Here is an 18,034-nt window from a genome sequence, read left to right on the forward strand (position 1 = left end):
CTTATGAGCACACGACTGGGTAACAACTTTCAATTCCTCGATGTCGAGCGAGAGGAGCCGAATAAAAAGTCTTTCGAGTCGCGGACCGAAGACTTTGTTGAGATCTATGACCCCTTCACCAAAGGTCAGGCTGCGGAGCAATCCGACCGTTGCCTTGAGTGCGGAAACCCCTATTGCGAATGGAAATGCCCGGTTCACAACTTCATTCCCAATTGGCTCAAATTGCTCGCGGAAGGCAACCTGTTTGAAGCGGCGGAGCTCAGCCACCAGACCAATACCCTGCCCGAAGTCTGCGGTCGGGTCTGCCCCCAGGACCGTCTCTGCGAAGGTGCGTGCACGCTGAACGATGGTTTTGGTGCGGTCACCATTGGTAATTCCGAGAAATACATTACCGATACGGCGCTGGCGATGGGCTGGCGTCCCGACCTGTCGGGTGTTATCCAAACCGGCAAGCGGGTGGCCATTATCGGTGCCGGCCCCGCGGGGTTGGGTTGTGCCGATGTGCTCACCCGAAACGGCGTTAAAGCGGTGGTATACGACCGCTACCCTGAGATCGGCGGGCTGCTGACCTTCGGTATTCCGCAATTCAAGCTCGAGAAGTCCGTGATGGAGCGGCGTCGGGTGGTCTTTGAGGAAATGGGCATTGAGTTTGTGCTCAATACCGAGATCGGTGTCGATATTGATATCGACGATCTCATGGCGGATTACGACGCGGTATTTCTAGGCATGGGTACTTACACCGCCATGCAGGGCGGCTTCCCCGGCGAAGACATTCCGGGGGTCTACAAAGCCCTCGATTATCTGATTGGCAACGTCAATCAGAAAATGGGTTATCCGCAGGAAAACGATGCCTACATAGACCTGAAGGAGAAAACGGTCGTGGTGCTCGGTGGCGGTGACACGGCGATGGATTGTGTTCGAACGGCAGTGCGACAGCAGGCCGACCGTGTCTACTGCGTGTACCGACGCGACGAGGAGAATATGCCCGGCTCGCGTAAAGAAGTTCAGAATGCCAAGGAAGAGGGTATCCAGTTCCTGTTCAATCGCCAGCCGGTGGAAGTCGTTGAGTACTTTGGCAGGGTCCTCGGCGTCAAGGTTGTGACCACCGAACTCGGAGAGCCTGATGAAGGCGGCCGTCGTCGTCCGCAGCCGGTCGAAGGGAGCGAACAGGTTATCGAGGCCGATGCCATTATTATGGCGTTTGGCTTCCAGCCCAGCCCCGCCGATTGGTTTGGTAATCTGGATATCACACTTAACGACTGGCAGGGTGTGGTAGCGCCCGAGCAGCAGGTGTATAAATTTCAGACCACCAACCCCAAAATATTCGCCGGCGGTGATATGGTGCGCGGCTCGGACCTGGTGGTGACCGCCATCTGGGAAGGGCGTCAGGCCGCCGATGGGATTCTCGACTACCTCGGTGTTTAAGTAAGCACCCCGGAAACGCAACAGGACTATTCAGGCAGACCCAATGACCGAACTCAAAAACGATCGGCTGATTCGCGCGCTGCTGCGCGAGCCAGTAGACCGAACCCCACTATGGATGATGCGCCAGGCGGGACGTTACTTACCCGAATACCGCGCCACGCGTGCCGAAGCCGGCAGCTTTATGGCCCTGTGCTCGAATCCGGAATTGGCCTGCGAGGTGACGATGCAACCGTTGCGCCGCTACGCCATGGATGCCGCCATTCTGTTTTCCGATATTCTCACGATTCCCGATGCCATGGGGCTGGGTCTCTACTTCTCTGAAGGTGAGGGTCCGCGGTTTGAGCGCACCATCGATAGCGCCGCGGATGTGGCCAGGCTCGACCCGAATCGTGCCCGGGATGAGCTCGGTTACGTTATGGATGCGGTGTCGTTGATACGCAAAACACTCGACGGTAGCGTGCCGCTCATTGGCTTTTCCGGAAGCCCCTGGACGCTGGCGACCTACATGGTGGAGGGTGGGTCCTCCAAAGACTTCGCCAAGACCAAGGCGATGGCGTTCAACGAGCCGCAGCAAATGCACCAGCTCCTCGAAAAGCTGGCGCAGGCAGTGGCGGTCTATCTTTCAGAGCAGGTTGCCCAGGGCGCCCAGGTGTTACAGATCTTTGATACCTGGGGCGGGGCGTTGGGTCATGCGGCCTATCAGGAGTTCTCGCTGCGTTACATGACCCGAATTATTGAGCAGCTGCCCCGAGAGGCCGATGGCCGGCGTGTTCCGGTGATTGTCTTTACCAAGGGCGGCGGCCAGTGGCTCGAAGCGATTGCCGGGTGCGGCGCGGACGCGGTTGGACTCGATTGGACCACCGATATCGGCGCGGCGCGGGAGCGGGTTGGCGACAAGGTCGCGCTTCAGGGCAATATGGATCCGGCGATGCTGCATGCGTCGCCAGAGCGCATCCGCAGCGAGGTGGCTACCATCCTCGAACGATTTGGCCCGGGCACCGGGCATATTTTCAATCTGGGCCACGGCGTCACTCCCGGAATTAACCCCGAGCATGTGGGCGCTATGGTCGACGCGGTGGTTGAGTTAGGCCCCCAGTACCACGCTCAGTAATCGTCGGGTAGCGCGTGATCCATATCAAGACCGGGTGATTCGGAGCTGGGTCGCCCCACCACTTTGGCGGGAACCCCGGCTACCGTCGTGTGCGGCGGCACTTCCTGCAGCACCACCGATCCGGCACCTACCTTGGCGCCCTCGCCGACGCGAATATTGCCGAGAATCTTTGCCCCCGCGCTAATCAGTACGCCATCGCCAATTTTCGGGTGGCGATCGCCGGTTTCTTTGCCGGTACCACCGAGGGTGACCGATTGCAAAATCGAGACATCGTTGCCCACCACTGCGGTTTCTCCAACCACCAGCCCCGTGGCGTGATCGAGCATGATGCCGCTACCAAAGCGCGCCGCGGGATGGATATCGACCCCCAATTTGGCGGATACCTGGCTCTGTAGAAATGCCGCCAGCGACTGTCGGTCGTGACCCCATAGCCAGTGCGCCACCCGATGGGTTTGCAGCGCCTGAAAGCCCTTGAAATACAAAAACGGCAGATACAGTTCATTGCAGGCGGAGTCGCGCTCGAGCACCGCATTCAGGTCAGCGCGGATCGCCGCCCTGATGTGCTCGTCATCCCGAAACGCCTGGAGAATGATTTCCCGCAGCGTCATCGATGACGCCATGGTGCTCCCGAGCTGGTTGGCCAAATGGAAGCTGAGCGCGCACTCGAGTTCATCGTGATGCAAAATGGTGGCGTGCAGAAAGCTTGCAAGAATAGGCTCTTCGGCGGCGGCGGCCCGAGTTTCCTCACGGATCCGTTCCCAGATCGAATCCCTGGTGGCGGGCGCTCCGATAGCGGCGTGAATAGCAGGCATGGATCGATACTCCGATGGTACGTGTTTGACACCTTAGCTCACCCTAAAGGCGGACTCTAGGGTGGATCTTGTGACAAAAATCGCCACAAGGTCTGGCCTTTCTGCTGGTACTTACGCTCAAAAAGCGTAATTGGAGCGGTGGGGGTAAAGGCTTCGGCAGTGCCGTCGATACCGATAAGTCGTGCCGCCCGGGCAAATTCGCTGACATAGATTGACCAGTTACTGCGCAATTCAATCCGGCCACCCAACCGTGCCAGCAATGGGAACGACGGATGGCCATGGATACGTCGATTGAGCATCGCGGCCTTGGGCCACGGGTTGGGATAGAGCAGAAAATGGTGTGTGACCGTAACGCCCGCCTCGACAAGGCATTGCCACAGTGTCTCGCACTCGGCGCGAACCAGCTGGTAGTTGGTCGCATCCCCCAACTGATGTTTGTCGAGCCGGTGTGCCGACTGGTCGACTCCAATCACCCAGTGATCGGGAAACGATTGCGCGATGAACCCACTGCTCATCCCGGTGCCACAGAAGGAGTCGAGTATGAGTGGTCGCTCACGGCTTGGGATTTCATCAATCAGTTGATCGGCCACCGCCCGGGTGTGATCCGGAATGGGCTTTTGCCAATGCGTGCGCAAATGCTTTAGCACCCGGTTTTCGAGATCCGGATGTACCGATGGCTGGTCGCTGACAATCGGCGACGGGGTGCTGGTTTGCGGTGGCGTCATGGAGCGACGATGATACCCGTCATCACTCACTATGGAATACCAAATCTGCGATGCGACCCGACCTGCGGCCCTATTGGGTCAAACGAGCCTACTTGCGTTTCTGCGATCTCTGGGTCGATTACTTTATTCGCCCGCACTGCGAATACCTCGGGCCCCATGCGACCTTCATGCGGCCCTGGACCACGCATATATCCGGCGACAATATCAGGATTGGACATTCGTTTACCGCGGTGAGTACGAGCGCCCAGCCGATTGAGATTGGGGTCTGGGGGCGAGGGCCCGGGGAGGGCCGCATCACGCTGGGGAATGCCTGCCTCATGAGTCCCGGATCAAGAATCAGTGCCAGCGACGAGATTACGCTGGGAAATGGCGTGATGCTGGCAAATGGGGCCTATATCACCGACAGCGACTGGCACGGTCTGTATGATCGCATTGCTCGCGACCCGGCGGTCCGGCCGGTGATTATCGGTGACAATGTCTGGGTTGGTGATCATGCGCTGGTATTGAAAGGCGTATCCATCGGTGCGAACAGCGTTATCGCGGCGCGCGCGGTGGTCAGCCGAGATGTGCCCGAGAATGTCGTGGTCGCCGGTAACCCCGCCACCGTAGTCAGACAACTGGACCCGGAGCAGCCCCGTAACACCCGCGCTGATTTTTTTGCCGACCCGGAGGCCACCGCCTGTCAGATCGACGCCATCGATCGCCAGGCGCTGGCGGGAAACCGGTTCTTGCCCTGGTTATGGGGCGTGATTTACCCGGGCGCTCGGGCTCGACGATGATTCGGCAATGGCGCGAGATACTCCCGCGCTGCACTATCGCCGTACTATCAGAGCAGTCGCAGCGGCGGTTCGTTGAGCATGGCGAGTTGCTCCCGAAGCTCCAGAATGTGGTCGGACCAGAAACGCGCCTGACCGAACCAGGGGAAAGCCCTGGGAAAAGCCGGATCACTCCAGCGACGCCCCAGCCAGGCGGCGTAGTGCATCAACCGCATGGCGCGCAGTGCTTCAATCCAGCGCAGCTGGCGCGGCGCAAAATCCATAAACTCCTCATAGCCCGCGATCACTTCGGACAGTTGCTGTTCCTGATGAAATCGATCGCCACTCAAAAACATCCACAAATCCTGGATGGCAGGGCCATTGCAGCAGTCATCGAGGTCGACGAAATGCGCCACATCATCGCGCCATAAAATATTGCCGACGTGGCAGTCGCCATGCAGGCGGATGTGGTCATCGGGGGAATAGTCGGCGAGGGTTTCGCGAATACCGGCCTCGAGATCCCGGGCGAGACTGTCGTAGGCGAGTTTCAAATCGTCGGTGATGAACCGGTCGCTGATGAACTCCCGACTTTGGCTGACCAGGGTATCGATATCTAGCGACCTCCGGTGCTTGAAGCGCTTCGCTGCACCGACCCGGTGGATCCGGCCCAGGGTTCGACCGAGAATCAATAGACTGTCGAAATTGTCGAGCTCGGGGGCATGCCCGCCCCGGCGCTCAAACACGGCGATGCGAAAGTCCCCGACTTCATGAAGCGTCTGTCCGCCAATGGTCATGGGGGCTACCACCGAAAGATCGGCATCAACGAGCTCGGCGGCAAAGGCATGCTCTTCCAGGATCTGTGCCGTCGTCCAGCGCTCGGGGCGATAGAATTTGGCAATGATCGGCGTCGCATCCTCAATGCCGACCTGATACACCCGATTCTCATAGCTGTTGAGGGCAATCATGCGCAGATCACAGCGCAGGCCCAGCGCCTCGATTGAATCGACGACGGTATCGGGGGACAGCGAATCAAACGGATGATCCATGGACGGCGCTCTGCTTCAGGTGCCGTGAGCATACTCCTTCCCCGGGTGTTATGCGGGGGCGCTGATTTTATACCGTGCTTAATGCCGCGCCGCACGACCCAGACAAAGGAGCTCCACCTGTGCAACACCGCTGGCTTTGAGCAGGCGCGCCGCCGCATTGGCGGTTGCTCCGGTCGTCAGAACATCATCTACCAGAATGATTTCAGCCGTCTTGGGAGGTGATCCCGAAAGCGTAAAGGCGTTTTTAACATTGCTTTCCCGGTTGCTCAGTTTGGCACCGGATTGATGTGGTGTATGCCGGACACGGCGCAGTAGCGGGAGTACCGCAGGCGCATCGCCGTAGGTCCGGGTTTGTTGCTGGGCCAGGGCGTTGGTCAATTGCCACACCTGATCAAAGCCCCGGAACCAGCGGCGGCGCCAGTGCAAGGGGATGGGGACATAAACGGCCTTCGGGTTCGGCGGGGGTAAATGGCTCGCGAGTAAATTCGCGAGCAGCGCGGACAGCTCCTGCGCGTTGTTGAACTTCCAGCGATGGACGAGCTCGCGCACGGGGCCTTCGAATAAAAGGGGCGCGGTTGCCCGATCAAAACTCCTCGGTGACGTCTGACAGCGTCCGCAGTGAACAGCACCGACGCCGGGTTCAGCGCAGCCGGGGCAGGGATTGTCATTGGTTTGAATGCCGTTGGCGCATTGCTGGCAGACCAGGGTAAATTCATCGTGTCTCTGATCACACAGAATGCAGATCGGTGGCAGTGCCTGGCCGATGAGTTGTCGCAGTTTTTTCGCGGTGCTGGGGAGCGCGTCGAGGCTGGATCGCTGCACCGACCTTCTGTTTAGCCCCCTCGGTATTTTTAATCCCATAGGTGAATAATCGGCCATAGTGGGAAACCATAGGTGTCCGGTCTACTTCGATATCGATAGATGCTCGTCAATCGTTTCCAAGACGCTTTGACCTGGTCTGGCTCGGGTGCCAATACGTTGCCGCATCATCGCAATCGCGCAATACTTCAGGGGTGTTTTCCTGCACGGCGCTGTGAGCGCAAACGGAGCAGTTGTGGAAAAAGATGACGTGGCTACCGATGACCCGAATGAGACCCGCCTGTATCCCGAGGATCAGGCCCGGGTTGACGGCTTTTTAAAGCGCGGTGTGAATTCGGTCGAGCGTAAACCGTTCCGCCCGGTGCTGCTGATTTTTCTGCTGATTGCGGTCGTCACCGGTTTCAGCCTGCTCAGCCAGATCATTGCCCAGTGGGCCGGTGTTTACTGACCGTTGGCCTGATTTCGCGCTTCTGGTATTCTTCGCGCCCTCGGTGTGTGGCGCAGCCTGGTAGCGCACTTCCTTCGGGAGGAAGGGGTCGGAGGTTCGAATCCTCTCACACCGACCATCTCACAAAAGGTGTATACCGCAGACATGGTTTACATCTGATACCGGGCACATGGTTTACACCGTTGCCGGTAAAAAGGGATTGGTGGCGGGCTCGACCCTTCCACAATCCTCGTCAAAGAATCCTAGATCAAAATCCATAAAGCTGACCAGCCAAATTTTGTCAGCAACTTCGCGTACCCCCACGACCTGACCGCTGAACACGATGCTGAGGTTGATCTTACGATGGCCCATGCAAATGCGTCCGCACTTGGTGACCTTCACAGCTTTGTCGTGGAATGGGTACAGGGGCTCTTCGGCAGGCCGGTATTCCCGCACAGAAGGTGTAAATACTTCTGCAGGATATTGCCCGCCAAGTGCCTGATGGGGCCTCTCGTTGTTGTAAACCTCTATAAATCTGTCGAAGCGACCCTGCTGTTGTAAGAAATTGAAGGAAGCAGGCTTCGTTGCTTCTTTCTTCAGTGTCAGATGCATACGCTCATGACGCCCGTTTTGCTCTGGGTGGCCTGGCTTGATGCGCTCAATGTTAATGCCTAGCTTAAGCCACCAGATTGACAGCCGGCTCAGTCCGAAGAATGCGTTGGGCGAGGCAAACGGGATGCCGTTGTCGGTCCGAATGGCCTGCGGCAAACCATACTCCTTGAAGGCGTGTTCGAAGACATTGAAGGCAAGTGCCGACTTGGTGGAGTCGAGGCCTTCGCAGGCTAGGAGATATCGTGAGCGATAGTCAGTGATCGTCAGTGGGTAACAGTACTGACGGTTACCCAGTAGAAACTCACCCTTATAATCCGCACACCACAGCCCGTTCGGTACGGTAGCTTCACTCAGCGCTGTGCCCTGCGCTTTTCGGCGCCGACGCTTCTGGCGCTTTACCAGACCATTACGATCGAGAATGGCGTGCACCGTGCTCTTGGCCGGCGGATTCACCATCGGAAATTGCTTGATCAGCTTCTCTCGGATCTTGGGCGCGCCCCAGGACGGGTACTCCCGCTTGATCGCGAGAATTGCTCGCTCGATCTGAAACGGTAGTTTATTAGCATGCCTGTAGGGCCTTCGGCTCCGATCCTCGAGTCCCTTGGGGCCTAGCTCCTTGTATCGATTGTAGATCTTGTAGCCCGTGGGTCTGGAAATTCCAAACTCCTTGCAAAGGGCTGACATCTGCTCGCCATCAAGAAGACGAGCTACGAACCTGAGTCGTTCATGCCCATAAACAGGGGCAGGCCCTCCATCGGTTTACACTCCTTCCACGGCATCGGGAGTCCTCCTCCAAATGCCTTAATGTGTAAACCATGTCTCCGGTATATTGTGTAGCCTATGTCTCGCTACTCACAAAAAGGTGCTTTCTTGGCACATAGGTAACAGTTTATTCCGATGACAGACTTAACACTTTTTGAGCGAAGGTGTTCCACTACTGTCCGTCCCCACCTAACTGTTTGACCGAAGAATTGAACGCGATACGCTTTAAAACTGCTTCGGAGATACCCTTTCTTACCTTAAGAGCATAATTTCGACCCCGTCACAAAACGCGAAATCAAATCTTTTCTTTTGTTTGTTGTGGTGCTACGTTCGTTGGATTAGGTGCAGCGAACGCACCGGCATTTTCTTCGTTACAGCAACAGAGGAAAAGGTGTAGCAGCCTTAGACAGTGGTGAAATTAACAGAGGGCCCTCATCATGCGCAGAAGCATTCGCGTTATGATAGATACGCATCCTTTGCAGGAAAGGCCCCATGACACCTGAAATTTCTCGTTTCTACTGCTTTTCTCGCCATCAACTGTCCCGCTTCACGGCCAGATCTGGCTGTAGAGTTCGCGCTCGACCCGTCGAAGGGGCCGCAATGTGTCGCGCGACTCAATCGGGCTTCTCGCTGATAGAGTTACTTATCGCCGTTGCCATTGTTGGTATCCTCGCCGCCGTGGCTATACCGTCTTACCGGGCGCAAATTCAGGAATCGCGACGTTCCGCCGGGCAGACCGCGCTCCTGGAAGCTGCACAACTGGCGGAGCGGCAGTTCACAACGACCAACGCGTATACGGGTACTGATATCAGCGGCGTAGACGTTGAATTTTATACGCTCACTTTGCCAACCCTGACAGCGACCACGTACACCGTGAGTGCTGCACCTACTGGCCCGCAGGCGACTGACCCCTGTGGGACCATGACGGTAACCCATACCGGTGCGCGAACCGCCGGCGCTACGGATTGCTGGGATTAGCCATGCTGATGCCGCGCGCTTCACAGGGGTTTTCGCTGCTCGAGTTGATGGTCGTGATTATTGTGGTTGCGATCCTGCTTGCCATTGCCGCGCCTTCGTTCACCCGTTTTTTCGAAAGCAATCGCCTGAGCACCGCGGCAAACAGCTTGCTTTATCACCTCCAGCTTTCGCGCAGCGAAGCCGTGCGCTACGCCACCGATGTGACATTTTGTCCTAGCGCCGACGGCGCCGCCTGTTCCGGCGGTACTGACTGGACGGTTGGCTGGATCGTCACCCGACCCGACCCGGCAAACCCTGCGTTGACGGATGTCTTGCGTGTTGCTCCTGCTGTTCAGGGCACGGTTGCCATTACCGGGGGTCCCACGTCCATCGTGTTTTCGCCGGTGGGGTCCGCCTCGAGCGCCAATACCTTTACGGTAACCGTGGGTAGCAGCAGTGACACCGTCTGTGTATATGTCGGCGGTATGGCGGCAACCGGGAGTGGATGCCCATGATTGAGTCCAGGTTAGCGTTACAGCAGCGCGGTTTTACCCTGATGGAAGTGCTGGTGACGGTACTGATATTGTCCATCGGTCTGCTGGGTGCCGCGCAGATGCAGATCCAGTCACAGAAGTATTCCTACGCCAGTGCACAGCGTGCGCTGGCCATTGTTCAGGTCTCAGATTTGGCCGAGCGTCTGTGGAACGGTGCCTGTGATATTCAGGCCGATCCGGCTACCGCTTCTGCAGCCATTGTGACTGCGTGGGAAGCGGCCCATACGGGCGGCACGCTGGGCAGTTGGACGGGGGCGGCGACGCTGACCGGGACCACCGGCGATCCTTCTTTTCGCTTTGATATCACGGTGACGTGGCAGGATAACCGTTTCGATCTGAGTGAATCCCTCAGTCGAACCGTTGTCATTCCCAGCCTTGCGGGGTGTGTATGAAAAAACGTAGAGCGCTAGATGTACTGGCAGCACTGAACGGCAAAGTTCAGAGAATTCGCCCGCAAACCGGGTTTACCCTTATCGAACTCATGGTTGCCATGGCGTTAGGGTTATTCATCATTTCTGGCGCGGTGGCCATGTTTCTGGCCAACCAGCAGTCAGCGGCGGTGAAACGCGATCTCGATAACGCGCAGGATGGCATCCGCTTTGCATCGCAAACAATCACCCGCGTGGTGCGTGAGGCGGATAATCTGGCGGTAGCCGGCAACACCCTCACGGTCACCTATGATGGCGGTGCAGGGGTTCGCAATTGTTTGGGAGCGGTGGCTGGCGCCGGTTCAAATACAGATGTATTCAGCGTGGTCGCGGGAGACCTCCAGTGTAACGGCGAGGTAATCACCCGCGGTGTGTCCGCGTTCACGGCTGCTTTGCTACCAGACAGCCTCGGTAACAACGTCAGTGTCCGCGTTACCCTCGGTATGGCGGGCTCGGCGCTAGCTACTGATTTCACTGCCACTGCGCGACCCATGGTGCTGAATCTGTATGCCGGCGTAGATCTGCAGGCGATTGCGGATGAATACGGAGTAACGGTAGACGATCTGACGCCAACTCCTGAGCCTAACCCAGACGATCCTCCCGTGGAGGAGCCTCCCCCGCCGGTCGAGCCTCCCGTGCCCCCTCTCGAGGACCCTGAGGATCCAGGCCCCATCAACCCTCCCGTTCCCGGGGATGTGTGCCCGACTGATCCTGGATCGGTTGTGTATAGCAATGAGTTTAGGCTGTGTGTCCAAAACCCGAGCGGAAATAACCTTTTGGCTTATCAGGAAGCAATTGATTTTTGTTCCAATATAGGGAAGGCATTACCCACATTGGATCAGCTTCAGGGTATTTGCGCGGTTAGGGGCTCGTTGGGCGATTTTGGAGCAACTGTTTATTGGTCCAGCCAATCTCAAAATAGAAACTTCGCCCTATCGGTCGACTTTGACGATGGTTGCAGTTCGGGCCTTAGCGAAAAAGAAGGGAATTTCGAAGTCCGCTGTCTTACGGCGTACTAACCAATTCATCGATTCAACCGGTGGGGCAGAGAGGAAGACGTCATGCAGGCATTCAGGAAACAGAGAGGAGCCGCGTTGGTTGTCAGTTTGATATTGCTGGCAGTCGCTACTTTGGTCATCGTATACGGAATGCGCGGAACCAACTTACAGGAACGGATGACCGCCAACCAGAATAACAAGTCGATCTCCTTCGTTGCCGCCGAAGCCGGGGGCAGTGAGTTTCTGGGCTGGCTGGTCGCCGAGGACGACGCCGGCACAGTTGATTGGACCGATGCCACCTGGCAGGAGTCGTGGAAAACAGCAGTGGGCTTCACACTTCCCGACTCGCCGGTCACCACCGCCAGCATAGGTACTTATGGTGCGTATTATATCAGCGCCATAATCTGGGGCACCGATGATGTGGTGGTAAACGTGACCGGTAACTCGCTCGGTGGCACGGACAGCGTGGGGCAGACAACGCTCCAACTTACTTACCAAAAGCCACAGCTATACATACCTCCCGGTCCGGGGCCGGCATTTGCAAAAGGCTTGCTGACGGAGGGCAGCATTACCGTGAACGGAACGTCGTCGTTCACCGGTAGTGCGCATGCTAACGAGGCGTTTGACGGTAGGGGCGAACTGGTTGATCTCAATGACCTAGATGCCGAGGGCGAGCTGGTCCCCTACCCCTCTGATATCAGCGCATCGGGTACTGCAACGTTCAGTGGAGATGTGCCAGATGGAAGCACGATTGCAGATAGGGTTACATCTGATGCCGAGCCTTTTGACGTGCCCTCAGCGGCTGATTTCGTCACAGATCATGGACTTAACGCCAGCCCCGATGCCGACGGCTTCACAGCGGCTATCGCGGCCTGCGAAATTCCGGATGGTGATGGATTGGGGCGGATGTACTATTGCGATGGAGACGTCGACCTCGATCGTAACGCTAGTCATCAAAACGTGACGATTCTCGCAACGGGCAACATTACACAAAATGGCAGCAGTGATATTGGCGTGAATAACGCGCTTGACGTCGCCTTGGTCGCTGGTGGAGAGATAACCCTTAATGGCCAGACGGATACCTTTGGTGTGTTCTGGGCTGAGGGCGACGTTATACACAATGGTACTTCCACACTCACTGGTGCCGTGGTCTCGGGCGGCGATTTCACCAAAAACGGTGGACTGGCTTTTGTTCAATCCAAACGCTTCTCAGGCAATCTTCAATTACCTGACCCTGACCCGATCCCTGTTCCGCCTAGCATTCTTTCCTGGCGTGAGATTTACTGATCACGCCAATCACGCCGGATAAATTTTGCTCAGGTCGCAGAGCCGAGGTGTTTGGCAGGCCGATGCGTTTCGGGTACCGCTCCCGGAGCGGATTCGATTAATCGCTGATTCTAGCTAGGCGCGTTGTCGGCTGCGAAATGCCGCTAATCCTTAGCCAGCCGGCTCCCCCGCAACGCTCACGCTGACTACAGGTTTGCAGATGCTTTAGTGCCTGTTTCGGGACCTTTGCGTGAATTCGCGACCCCGATTTCGGTAGGCTATTGTCTCTCAGTGCGCGATCTTCGCGGATACTGGGCACAGTGACTACAATTCGTCGTTTTACTTCTGGTGGTGTGAGTGTCTGTCGTTTGACATGAGATTAAAAGCACCTAGACGGGCTTCTTGTCGTTGAATCTTTTTATCTCTGTTCGTGACCACGCGCGGCACCGCCACTCGGGCGTATAGGTCCGCGTTGTCTGCGAACCACCCCATGTTAAGGTGTTTATTAATCCAACGATCAATGGAGACCCATGAAACTGGCCATTCTGTCCTGTGCACCCAACGCCTACAGCACCCGCCGCCTTAAAGAAGCGGCCGAGCAGCGGGATCATCAGGCCAAGGTATTGAATACACTGAAATTTGCGATCGATCTCGATGAGGGTAGTCCTGACCTTTACTATCGCCAGAAGCAGCTCAGTAGTTACGATGCAGTGTTGCCACGAATCGGCGCGTCCATCACCTATTACGGGACTGCAGTGGTTCGGCAGTTTCAGGAAATGGATATTTTTGCGGCGAATACGGCCCACGGCATCATCAACTCCCGGGATAAGCTGCGCAGTTTGCAGATTCTGAGCCGACACCATATCGGTATCCCGCGAACCACCTTCGTCCGTGATAAACGCGATGTGCTTCCGGCGATTGCGCGGGTCGGCGGCGCACCGGTCGTTATCAAATTGATCGAGGGCACTCAGGGCATCGGCGTACTGCTCGCCGAGACTGTTAAAGCCGCCGAGGGCATCATCGAACTGCTGCAAAGCCAGAAGCAGAATGTCCTGATCCAGAAATTTGTTGCCGAGAGCAAGGGCAAGGATATCCGGGCGTTTGTCGTCGGCGATCAGGTCGTTGCCGCGATGCGTCGTGTGGCCCAAGGGCAGGAATTCCGCAGTAACGTCCACCGTGGCGGTATCGCCGAACCTGTCGAACTCGATGAGCGTTACGTACAGACCGCTATTCGTTGTACCCAGATCATGGGCTTACGCGTCGCCGGCGTTGATATGCTCGAGGGTAAAGACGGCCCGCAGGTGATGGAGGTGAATTCGTCACCCGGTCTCGAGGGCATCGAAACGGCTACGGGTCTCGATGTTGCGGGTTCGGTGATCGATTACATTGCAGCCCAGGTCGACTTCCCTGAAATCGATGTGCGCCAGCGTTTGACGGTAAGCAAGGGTTACGGCGTCAGCGAAATTTATGTGCCTGAAGGTGCCCATTTCGTGGGTCAGACCATTACCGAAACCAAACTCTACGAGAGTGATATCAACGTGCTTACCCTCTATAGAGGCGGCAAGGTTATCCCCAATCCCAAGGGTAATCGGGTGCTTGAAGCGGGCGATAAACTGCTCTGTTACGGCAAGCTCGAAGCCATGCGCGGCATGATTCCCTCGCGTGCCCGCCGGCGTCGTAAGCCTCAAATACAGCAGTTGGAAACCGACATAACGGCTGAGGGGCAGGCCGAGTAATGTGATCGCTCTCTGTTTGCACGCTTAAGCGACGGGAAGAAGTTATCAAATTAAGCCTTTCGATGAGCAATGTTTAAGATTTTGGCTATTGACTCGCTGGAGCCAGCTATTTAACGCCAACAATTCACCTAACATTGTCAGTTCTTGGAAGTGGCTGAAATGGGTTTTAAGCGACCCGTGGCTTTCTTGGTTTAGGGATTACGGTCGCGGCAGTAATCGGTAGCATATTGTGGGGCCTGCTGTGAAATGGCGCCCCGTCCATCACGCCGACCGGTTATAAATCGGCGTCACCACATCGCTAAACGCCTCGCCCATGCGCTCGCGGATCAACTGCGCCAGCTCCTGGTAAAGGTGGCGCACGGGGCTCCCTGCCCGAAAGATCAGCGCATGCTCGCGAAACAATTGCGCACCCTCGACCTTAATCACATCAAGCTCTTCGGGCCGGTGAATCTCCGATCGGATGTACAGCGCCGGTAACAGCGCGATCCCCATGCCCATGACCACCATCTGCCGCAGGGTATCGAGACTGGTGCCTTCATAGTCCCGATTAATGCGCGCACCGGTTCGATCGCAGATCCGTTGTACTTCCTGATGCAGACGGTGGCGTTCATCGAGCCCGAGGATGCTCATGCCCGCTAGCTGCTCCTCGCGCAGCTTGCCATTCACTGCAAGCCCCGCTTCTTTGGCGGCGATTACCAGTAGCGGTTCGCGAAAGAGTACCTCGATCGCTAACTGGTCGTTGCTCAAGGGGAGGGGTACCAGTGCCAGGTCATACCGTCCGTCGAGTACACCCCCCTCCAACTGGCTCGGTTGTTCCTCGCGAACATACAGCTTGAGCCGTTCAAACTTCTGGTGGATGGCGGGCACGATATTCGGCAGCAGGTAAGGCCCCAGCGTAGGGGGTACCCCCAGCCGGTGGGTGGTGGCCGCGGTATCGGAAAGGGTATGCGCCAGCTCCTGGAGTTCGTGCCATTTGGCAATCAACTGTTTGGCGGTGGACAGGAGCTCGCGCCCGGCGGGCGTGAGCTGGGTCACGCGACGGCTGCGCTCGAAAAGTGTCACGCCCAGGCTTTTCTCGAGGGCGGAGAGCTGGGTCGAGAGCGTGGGCTGGGCCACATCAAGCCGATCTGCGGCGCGACGGATCGACTGGGCCTCAGCGACCGCGAGGAAGTACTGGATTTGCTTGACCGTTGCCATGGTGCCCGCCTCGGATTGCCGGGTTTGCCTGTGGCCCCAGCCCGCAATCGCATTTTCGATAGCCAAAGACTATCACATAAAAGAATTTCGCATATTTGTTTGTGGTTAAAGGCCGGCCATAGTGTGCGGGTACAGGGGCAATCGCCCCAGAGTTTGGAGTTTGAGTTATGCGTTCGTTACTGAAATTTGACCTGAATCACCTGCGCGGTGACATTTACGGCGGTCTCACCGCCGGTGTCGTGGCCATTCCGCTGGCCCTCGCATTCGGTGTCGCCTCGGGTCTTGGTCCCATTGCCGGTATGTACGGCGCAATTATTGTGGGTTTCTTCGCCGCTTTGTTCGGTGGTACCCCCACCAATGTCTCGGGCCCCACCGGCCCCATGGTGGTGGTACTCGCGGGTCTGTTCGCGAGCCTCTCCGGTGACGTCGGGCTAATCCTCACGGCCGTTATGCTGGCTGGCGCCTTCCAGATTGTGTTTGGTGCGGTAGGCTTTGGTAATTACATCCGGTTGGTGCCGTATCCCGTGGTGTCGGGCTTCATGAGCGGCATCGGTGTGATTATTATTATTCTCCAGTTCGATGCCTTGTTCGGTCACGACGCGCCTGCGGGAACGTTGTCCGCGTTGGCCTACATTCCCACCGCGCTCTCTGACATCAACATGGCGGCGTTGACCGTTGGTGTTGTGACCCTCGCCGTGGCCTACGCCTGGCCCACCAGGTGGGGTGTCTATGTTCCGGGACCACTGGCGGCGCTGATCACGGGTACAGTATTGAGCCTGTTTCTTCCGGTCATGCCGATTCTCGGCGATATCCCCTCGGGCCTGCCCAGCCTCCACCTGCCGGTGTTTGATCAGTCGGCGATGATGCTGGTGATCGAAGCGGCCTTTATTTTGGCGGTGCTTGGTTCTATCGACAGCCTGCTGACCTCGCTGGTCGCCGATAACATGACCCGCACCCGCCATGACTCCAATAAGGAGCTTATCGGCCAGGGTATTGGTAATACCGTCGCCGGTCTGTTTGGTGGAATCGCCGGTGCCGGTGCCACCATGCGCACGGTGATCAATATTCGCTCGGGTGGTGTTACTCGCCTGTCGGGCATGATCCACTCCGTGGTGCTTGCCGCGGTCGTTCTGGGCGTCGGTTCTGTCGCCTCTTATATCCCCCATGCGGCCCTTGCCGGCGTTCTCTTCAAGGTGGGCATGGACATTGTCGACTTCAGCTACCTGAAGCGTGCGCACCGTGGACCTCGCTGGGATCTGGTGCTGATGGCGCTGGTATTGGGCCTTACCGTGTTTGTTGACCTGATCACCGCTGTCGGCGCTGGTGTGGTTCTGGCCGCATTGGCTTATGTCAAGCAGGTCGCCAAAACTCAGCTCGACGAACTGACTTCGCGTCCCTTTACCGAGGCCACCCCGGAAGAGCGTGCGATTCTTGATCGCCTCGGCAAGCAGGTCACCATATTCGAGTTCGGTGGTCCGCTGAGCTTTGGAGCGGCGGCCGATGTCGGCCACCACGTGCGCGAGCGCTACAAGAACGCGACCCACTCGATCATCCTCGATTTCAACCGGGTACCTTTCATGGATGTATCCGCCGCACGTGCCGTCGAGACCATTGGTTGTGATGCGGCCAAGGCCAAGAAGACCATTTATATCGTTGGTATGGCGCCCCAGGTCATCGAAACCCTGTCCAGTTTGGGCGCCGATTGCTGCCTGCCGGGCGATGCCCACTTTGCTACCCGGCTTGAGGCACTCGAGGCAATCGACGGGCGCTCACAGATAACCGAAGCCGGTGGCCGAGGATCGTCGGACAAGCCGCTGAAACCGGCGAGCGCTGTCGCCTAAATCCATTACTTTTTAACTGACTTAACCATTGGCCTGATTGGCCGCTGTAACAACAGGAGAACGACATGATTGACAATAATGTGCTGGGTCTTTTTGATCGCTGGAACGCCGCCCTTGCCACCGGCAATCCGGATAACGTGGTCGCACTTTATGCGGAAGATGCGGTGCTGCTGCCGACGGTGTCCAACAAGGTGCGCCACAACCACGATGAGATTCGTGACTACTTTGTGGCGTTTCTGGCGAAGCAGCCACAGGGTGTGATTGATGAGTCCAATGTGCGTCACCTGTCCAGGGATCTGGTGATTAACTCGGGCGTGTACACCTTCACCTTCGGCGATGGCGCAAGCGTTACCGCACGCTTCACCTATCTCTACAAGCGGGTCGATGGCGAGTGGAAGATCACCGAGCACCACAGCTCGGCAATGCCCGAGACTGTTACCGACGCACCTCAGCAGGATATCGCTGCCGCCTGATTGGCTTAACTATCGCTGATCGAAACCCTCAGCGATCGCGACAGCGCCCCTCGGAGGGCGCTTTTTTGTGCTCGGTATCGATTGTGTAGC

18 protein-coding genes, 1 tRNA gene and 1 pseudogene are annotated in these 18,034 nt (G+C 57.3%); 14 read left to right on the top strand and 6 right to left on the bottom strand.

The window, feature by feature from the left end; translation table 11 throughout:
• The first annotated feature begins 3 nt into the window (after positions 1-3).
• Together NOR51B_RS05240 and hemE are read left to right on the top strand one after the other, a co-directional pair.
• On the top strand, positions 4-1,425 hold the full coding sequence (locus tag NOR51B_RS05240) for an FAD-dependent oxidoreductase (RefSeq protein ID WP_009019263.1): 1,422 nt from the start codon (positions 4-6) through the stop codon (positions 1,423-1,425).
• 43 nt (positions 1,426-1,468) lie between these two features.
• Positions 1,469-2,536, top strand: a complete 1,068-nt coding sequence (hemE, locus tag NOR51B_RS05245) for a uroporphyrinogen decarboxylase (protein WP_009018990.1) — start codon at positions 1,469-1,471, stop codon at positions 2,534-2,536.
• On the opposite strand, the gene cysE is transcribed toward hemE, so the two are convergent.
• Together cysE and trmB are read right to left on the bottom strand one after the other, a co-directional pair.
• On the bottom strand, positions 2,530-3,348 hold the full coding sequence (gene cysE, locus NOR51B_RS05250) for a serine O-acetyltransferase (protein ID WP_009020583.1): 819 nt from the start codon (positions 3,346-3,348) through the stop codon (positions 2,530-2,532). The two genes, hemE and cysE, sit on opposite strands and share 7 nt — an antisense overlap.
• A 56-nt stretch (positions 3,349-3,404) precedes the next feature.
• Entirely contained in the window at positions 3,405-4,103 is a 699-nt protein-coding gene (gene trmB, locus NOR51B_RS05255) for a tRNA (guanine(46)-N(7))-methyltransferase TrmB (protein ID WP_230198408.1), read from the bottom strand.
• Positions 4,104-4,123: 20 nt separating this feature from the next.
• Here trmB and NOR51B_RS05260 point away from each other — a divergent pair, with 20 nt between their 5' ends.
• A complete protein-coding gene (locus NOR51B_RS05260) occupies positions 4,124-4,852 on the top strand; it encodes an acyltransferase (RefSeq protein ID WP_009021546.1) in 729 nt (242 codons plus the stop codon).
• A 47-nt stretch (positions 4,853-4,899) separates the two neighbouring features.
• Here the strand turns inward: NOR51B_RS05260 and NOR51B_RS05265 are convergent, their stop codons facing one another.
• Positions 4,900-5,874 carry a serine/threonine protein kinase gene (locus NOR51B_RS05265; protein ID WP_009020329.1) on the bottom strand — a complete coding sequence of 325 codons (975 nt, stop codon included), beginning with the start codon at positions 5,872-5,874 and terminating at the stop codon, positions 4,900-4,902.
• Between the two features lie 78 nt (positions 5,875-5,952).
• Complete coding sequence (locus NOR51B_RS05270; RefSeq protein WP_009019262.1) at positions 5,953-6,696, bottom strand: ComF family protein; 744 nt, start codon at positions 6,694-6,696, stop codon at positions 5,953-5,955.
• A gap of 232 nt (positions 6,697-6,928) precedes the next feature.
• Between NOR51B_RS05270 and NOR51B_RS05275 the strand changes: the two genes are divergently transcribed.
• Together NOR51B_RS05275 and NOR51B_RS05280 are read left to right on the top strand one after the other, a co-directional pair.
• The gene (locus tag NOR51B_RS05275) at positions 6,929-7,141 is read left to right on the top strand and encodes a DUF3094 family protein (protein ID WP_009021418.1); all 213 of its coding nucleotides are present in this window, start codon (positions 6,929-6,931) and stop codon (positions 7,139-7,141) included.
• A 41-nt stretch (positions 7,142-7,182) separates the two neighbouring features.
• Positions 7,183-7,259, top strand: a tRNA-Pro gene (locus NOR51B_RS05280).
• Positions 7,260-7,315: 56 nt separating this feature from the next.
• On the opposite strand, the gene NOR51B_RS05285 is transcribed toward NOR51B_RS05280, so the two are convergent.
• Entirely contained in the window at positions 7,316-8,416 is a 1,101-nt protein-coding gene (locus tag NOR51B_RS05285) for an IS481 family transposase (protein ID WP_009019470.1), read from the bottom strand.
• A 678-nt stretch (positions 8,417-9,094) separates the two neighbouring features.
• Between NOR51B_RS05285 and NOR51B_RS15770 the strand changes: the two genes are divergently transcribed.
• From NOR51B_RS15770 to NOR51B_RS15650, 7 genes and pseudogenes are all read left to right on the top strand, one after another.
• Positions 9,095-9,472, top strand: coding sequence for a type IV pilin protein (locus tag NOR51B_RS15770; RefSeq protein WP_009019787.1), 378 nt, complete (start codon positions 9,095-9,097; stop codon positions 9,470-9,472).
• 8 nt (positions 9,473-9,480) lie between these two features.
• Complete coding sequence (locus NOR51B_RS05295) at positions 9,481-9,966, top strand: GspH/FimT family pseudopilin (protein ID WP_040482369.1); 486 nt, start codon at positions 9,481-9,483, stop codon at positions 9,964-9,966.
• The gene (pilV, locus tag NOR51B_RS14855) at positions 9,963-10,397 is read left to right on the top strand and encodes a type IV pilus modification protein PilV (RefSeq protein WP_009021290.1); all 435 of its coding nucleotides are present in this window, start codon (positions 9,963-9,965) and stop codon (positions 10,395-10,397) included. Before NOR51B_RS05295 ends, pilV begins: the two co-directional genes overlap by 4 nt.
• The gene (locus tag NOR51B_RS05305) at positions 10,394-11,452 is read left to right on the top strand and encodes a PilW family protein (protein WP_009019419.1); all 1,059 of its coding nucleotides are present in this window, start codon (positions 10,394-10,396) and stop codon (positions 11,450-11,452) included. Before pilV ends, NOR51B_RS05305 begins: the two co-directional genes overlap by 4 nt.
• Positions 11,453-11,494: 42 nt before the next feature.
• Positions 11,495-12,718 (top strand): pilus assembly PilX family protein, encoded by a 1,224-nt coding sequence (locus NOR51B_RS05310; RefSeq protein WP_009021576.1) that lies wholly within the window; start codon positions 11,495-11,497, stop codon positions 12,716-12,718.
• A 509-nt stretch (positions 12,719-13,227) separates the two neighbouring features.
• A pseudogene (locus NOR51B_RS05315) lies at positions 13,228-14,151 on the top strand (RimK family alpha-L-glutamate ligase); the annotation flags it as partial.
• A gap of 15 nt (positions 14,152-14,166) precedes the next feature.
• Positions 14,167-14,433 (top strand): cation:proton antiporter regulatory subunit, encoded by a 267-nt coding sequence (locus tag NOR51B_RS15650; protein WP_326544574.1) that lies wholly within the window; start codon positions 14,167-14,169, stop codon positions 14,431-14,433.
• 261 nt (positions 14,434-14,694) lie between these two features.
• Here the strand turns inward: NOR51B_RS15650 and NOR51B_RS05320 are convergent, their stop codons facing one another.
• On the bottom strand, positions 14,695-15,696 hold the full coding sequence (locus NOR51B_RS05320) for a hydrogen peroxide-inducible genes activator (protein WP_009018964.1): 1,002 nt from the start codon (positions 15,694-15,696) through the stop codon (positions 14,695-14,697).
• 101 nt (positions 15,697-15,797) lie between these two features.
• Here NOR51B_RS05320 and NOR51B_RS05325 point away from each other — a divergent pair, with 101 nt between their 5' ends.
• Entirely contained in the window at positions 15,798-17,471 is a 1,674-nt protein-coding gene (locus tag NOR51B_RS05325) for a SulP family inorganic anion transporter (RefSeq protein WP_009018832.1), read from the top strand.
• A 65-nt stretch (positions 17,472-17,536) separates the two neighbouring features.
• Positions 17,537-17,944 carry an SgcJ/EcaC family oxidoreductase gene (locus NOR51B_RS05330; RefSeq protein WP_009019755.1) on the top strand — a complete coding sequence of 136 codons (408 nt, stop codon included), beginning with the start codon at positions 17,537-17,539 and terminating at the stop codon, positions 17,942-17,944.
• The last annotated feature ends 90 nt before the right edge of the window (positions 17,945-18,034 follow it).

The sequence above is a fragment of the Luminiphilus syltensis NOR5-1B genome (assembly GCF_000158175.1).
GTDB lineage: Bacteria > Pseudomonadota > Gammaproteobacteria > Pseudomonadales > Halieaceae > Luminiphilus > Luminiphilus syltensis.

Excerpts from the sequence above, each read along its gene's own strand:
- NOR51B_RS05305 (WP_009019419.1), top strand. The coding sequence starts at position 10,394 with ATGAAAAAACGTAGAGCGCTAGATGTACTGGCAGCACTGAACGGCAAA.
- NOR51B_RS05265 (WP_009020329.1), bottom strand. The coding sequence starts at position 5,874 with ATGGATCATCCGTTTGATTCGCTGTCCCCCGATACCGTCGTCGATTCA.
- pilV (WP_009021290.1), top strand. The coding sequence starts at position 9,963 with ATGATTGAGTCCAGGTTAGCGTTACAGCAGCGCGGTTTTACCCTGATG.
- hemE (WP_009018990.1), top strand. The coding sequence starts at position 1,469 with ATGACCGAACTCAAAAACGATCGGCTGATTCGCGCGCTGCTGCGCGAG.
- NOR51B_RS05260 (WP_009021546.1), top strand. The coding sequence starts at position 4,124 with ATGCGACCCGACCTGCGGCCCTATTGGGTCAAACGAGCCTACTTGCGT.
- NOR51B_RS05295 (WP_040482369.1), top strand. The coding sequence starts at position 9,481 with ATGCCGCGCGCTTCACAGGGGTTTTCGCTGCTCGAGTTGATGGTCGTG.
- NOR51B_RS15770 (WP_009019787.1), top strand. The coding sequence starts at position 9,095 with ATGTGTCGCGCGACTCAATCGGGCTTCTCGCTGATAGAGTTACTTATC.
- cysE (WP_009020583.1), bottom strand. The coding sequence starts at position 3,348 with ATGCCTGCTATTCACGCCGCTATCGGAGCGCCCGCCACCAGGGATTCG.
- NOR51B_RS05325 (WP_009018832.1), top strand. The coding sequence starts at position 15,798 with ATGCGTTCGTTACTGAAATTTGACCTGAATCACCTGCGCGGTGACATT.
- NOR51B_RS05310 (WP_009021576.1), top strand. The coding sequence starts at position 11,495 with ATGCAGGCATTCAGGAAACAGAGAGGAGCCGCGTTGGTTGTCAGTTTG.
- NOR51B_RS05285 (WP_009019470.1), bottom strand. The coding sequence starts at position 8,416 with ATGTCAGCCCTTTGCAAGGAGTTTGGAATTTCCAGACCCACGGGCTAC.
- NOR51B_RS05240 (WP_009019263.1), top strand. The coding sequence starts at position 4 with ATGAGCACACGACTGGGTAACAACTTTCAATTCCTCGATGTCGAGCGA.
- NOR51B_RS05330 (WP_009019755.1), top strand. The coding sequence starts at position 17,537 with ATGATTGACAATAATGTGCTGGGTCTTTTTGATCGCTGGAACGCCGCC.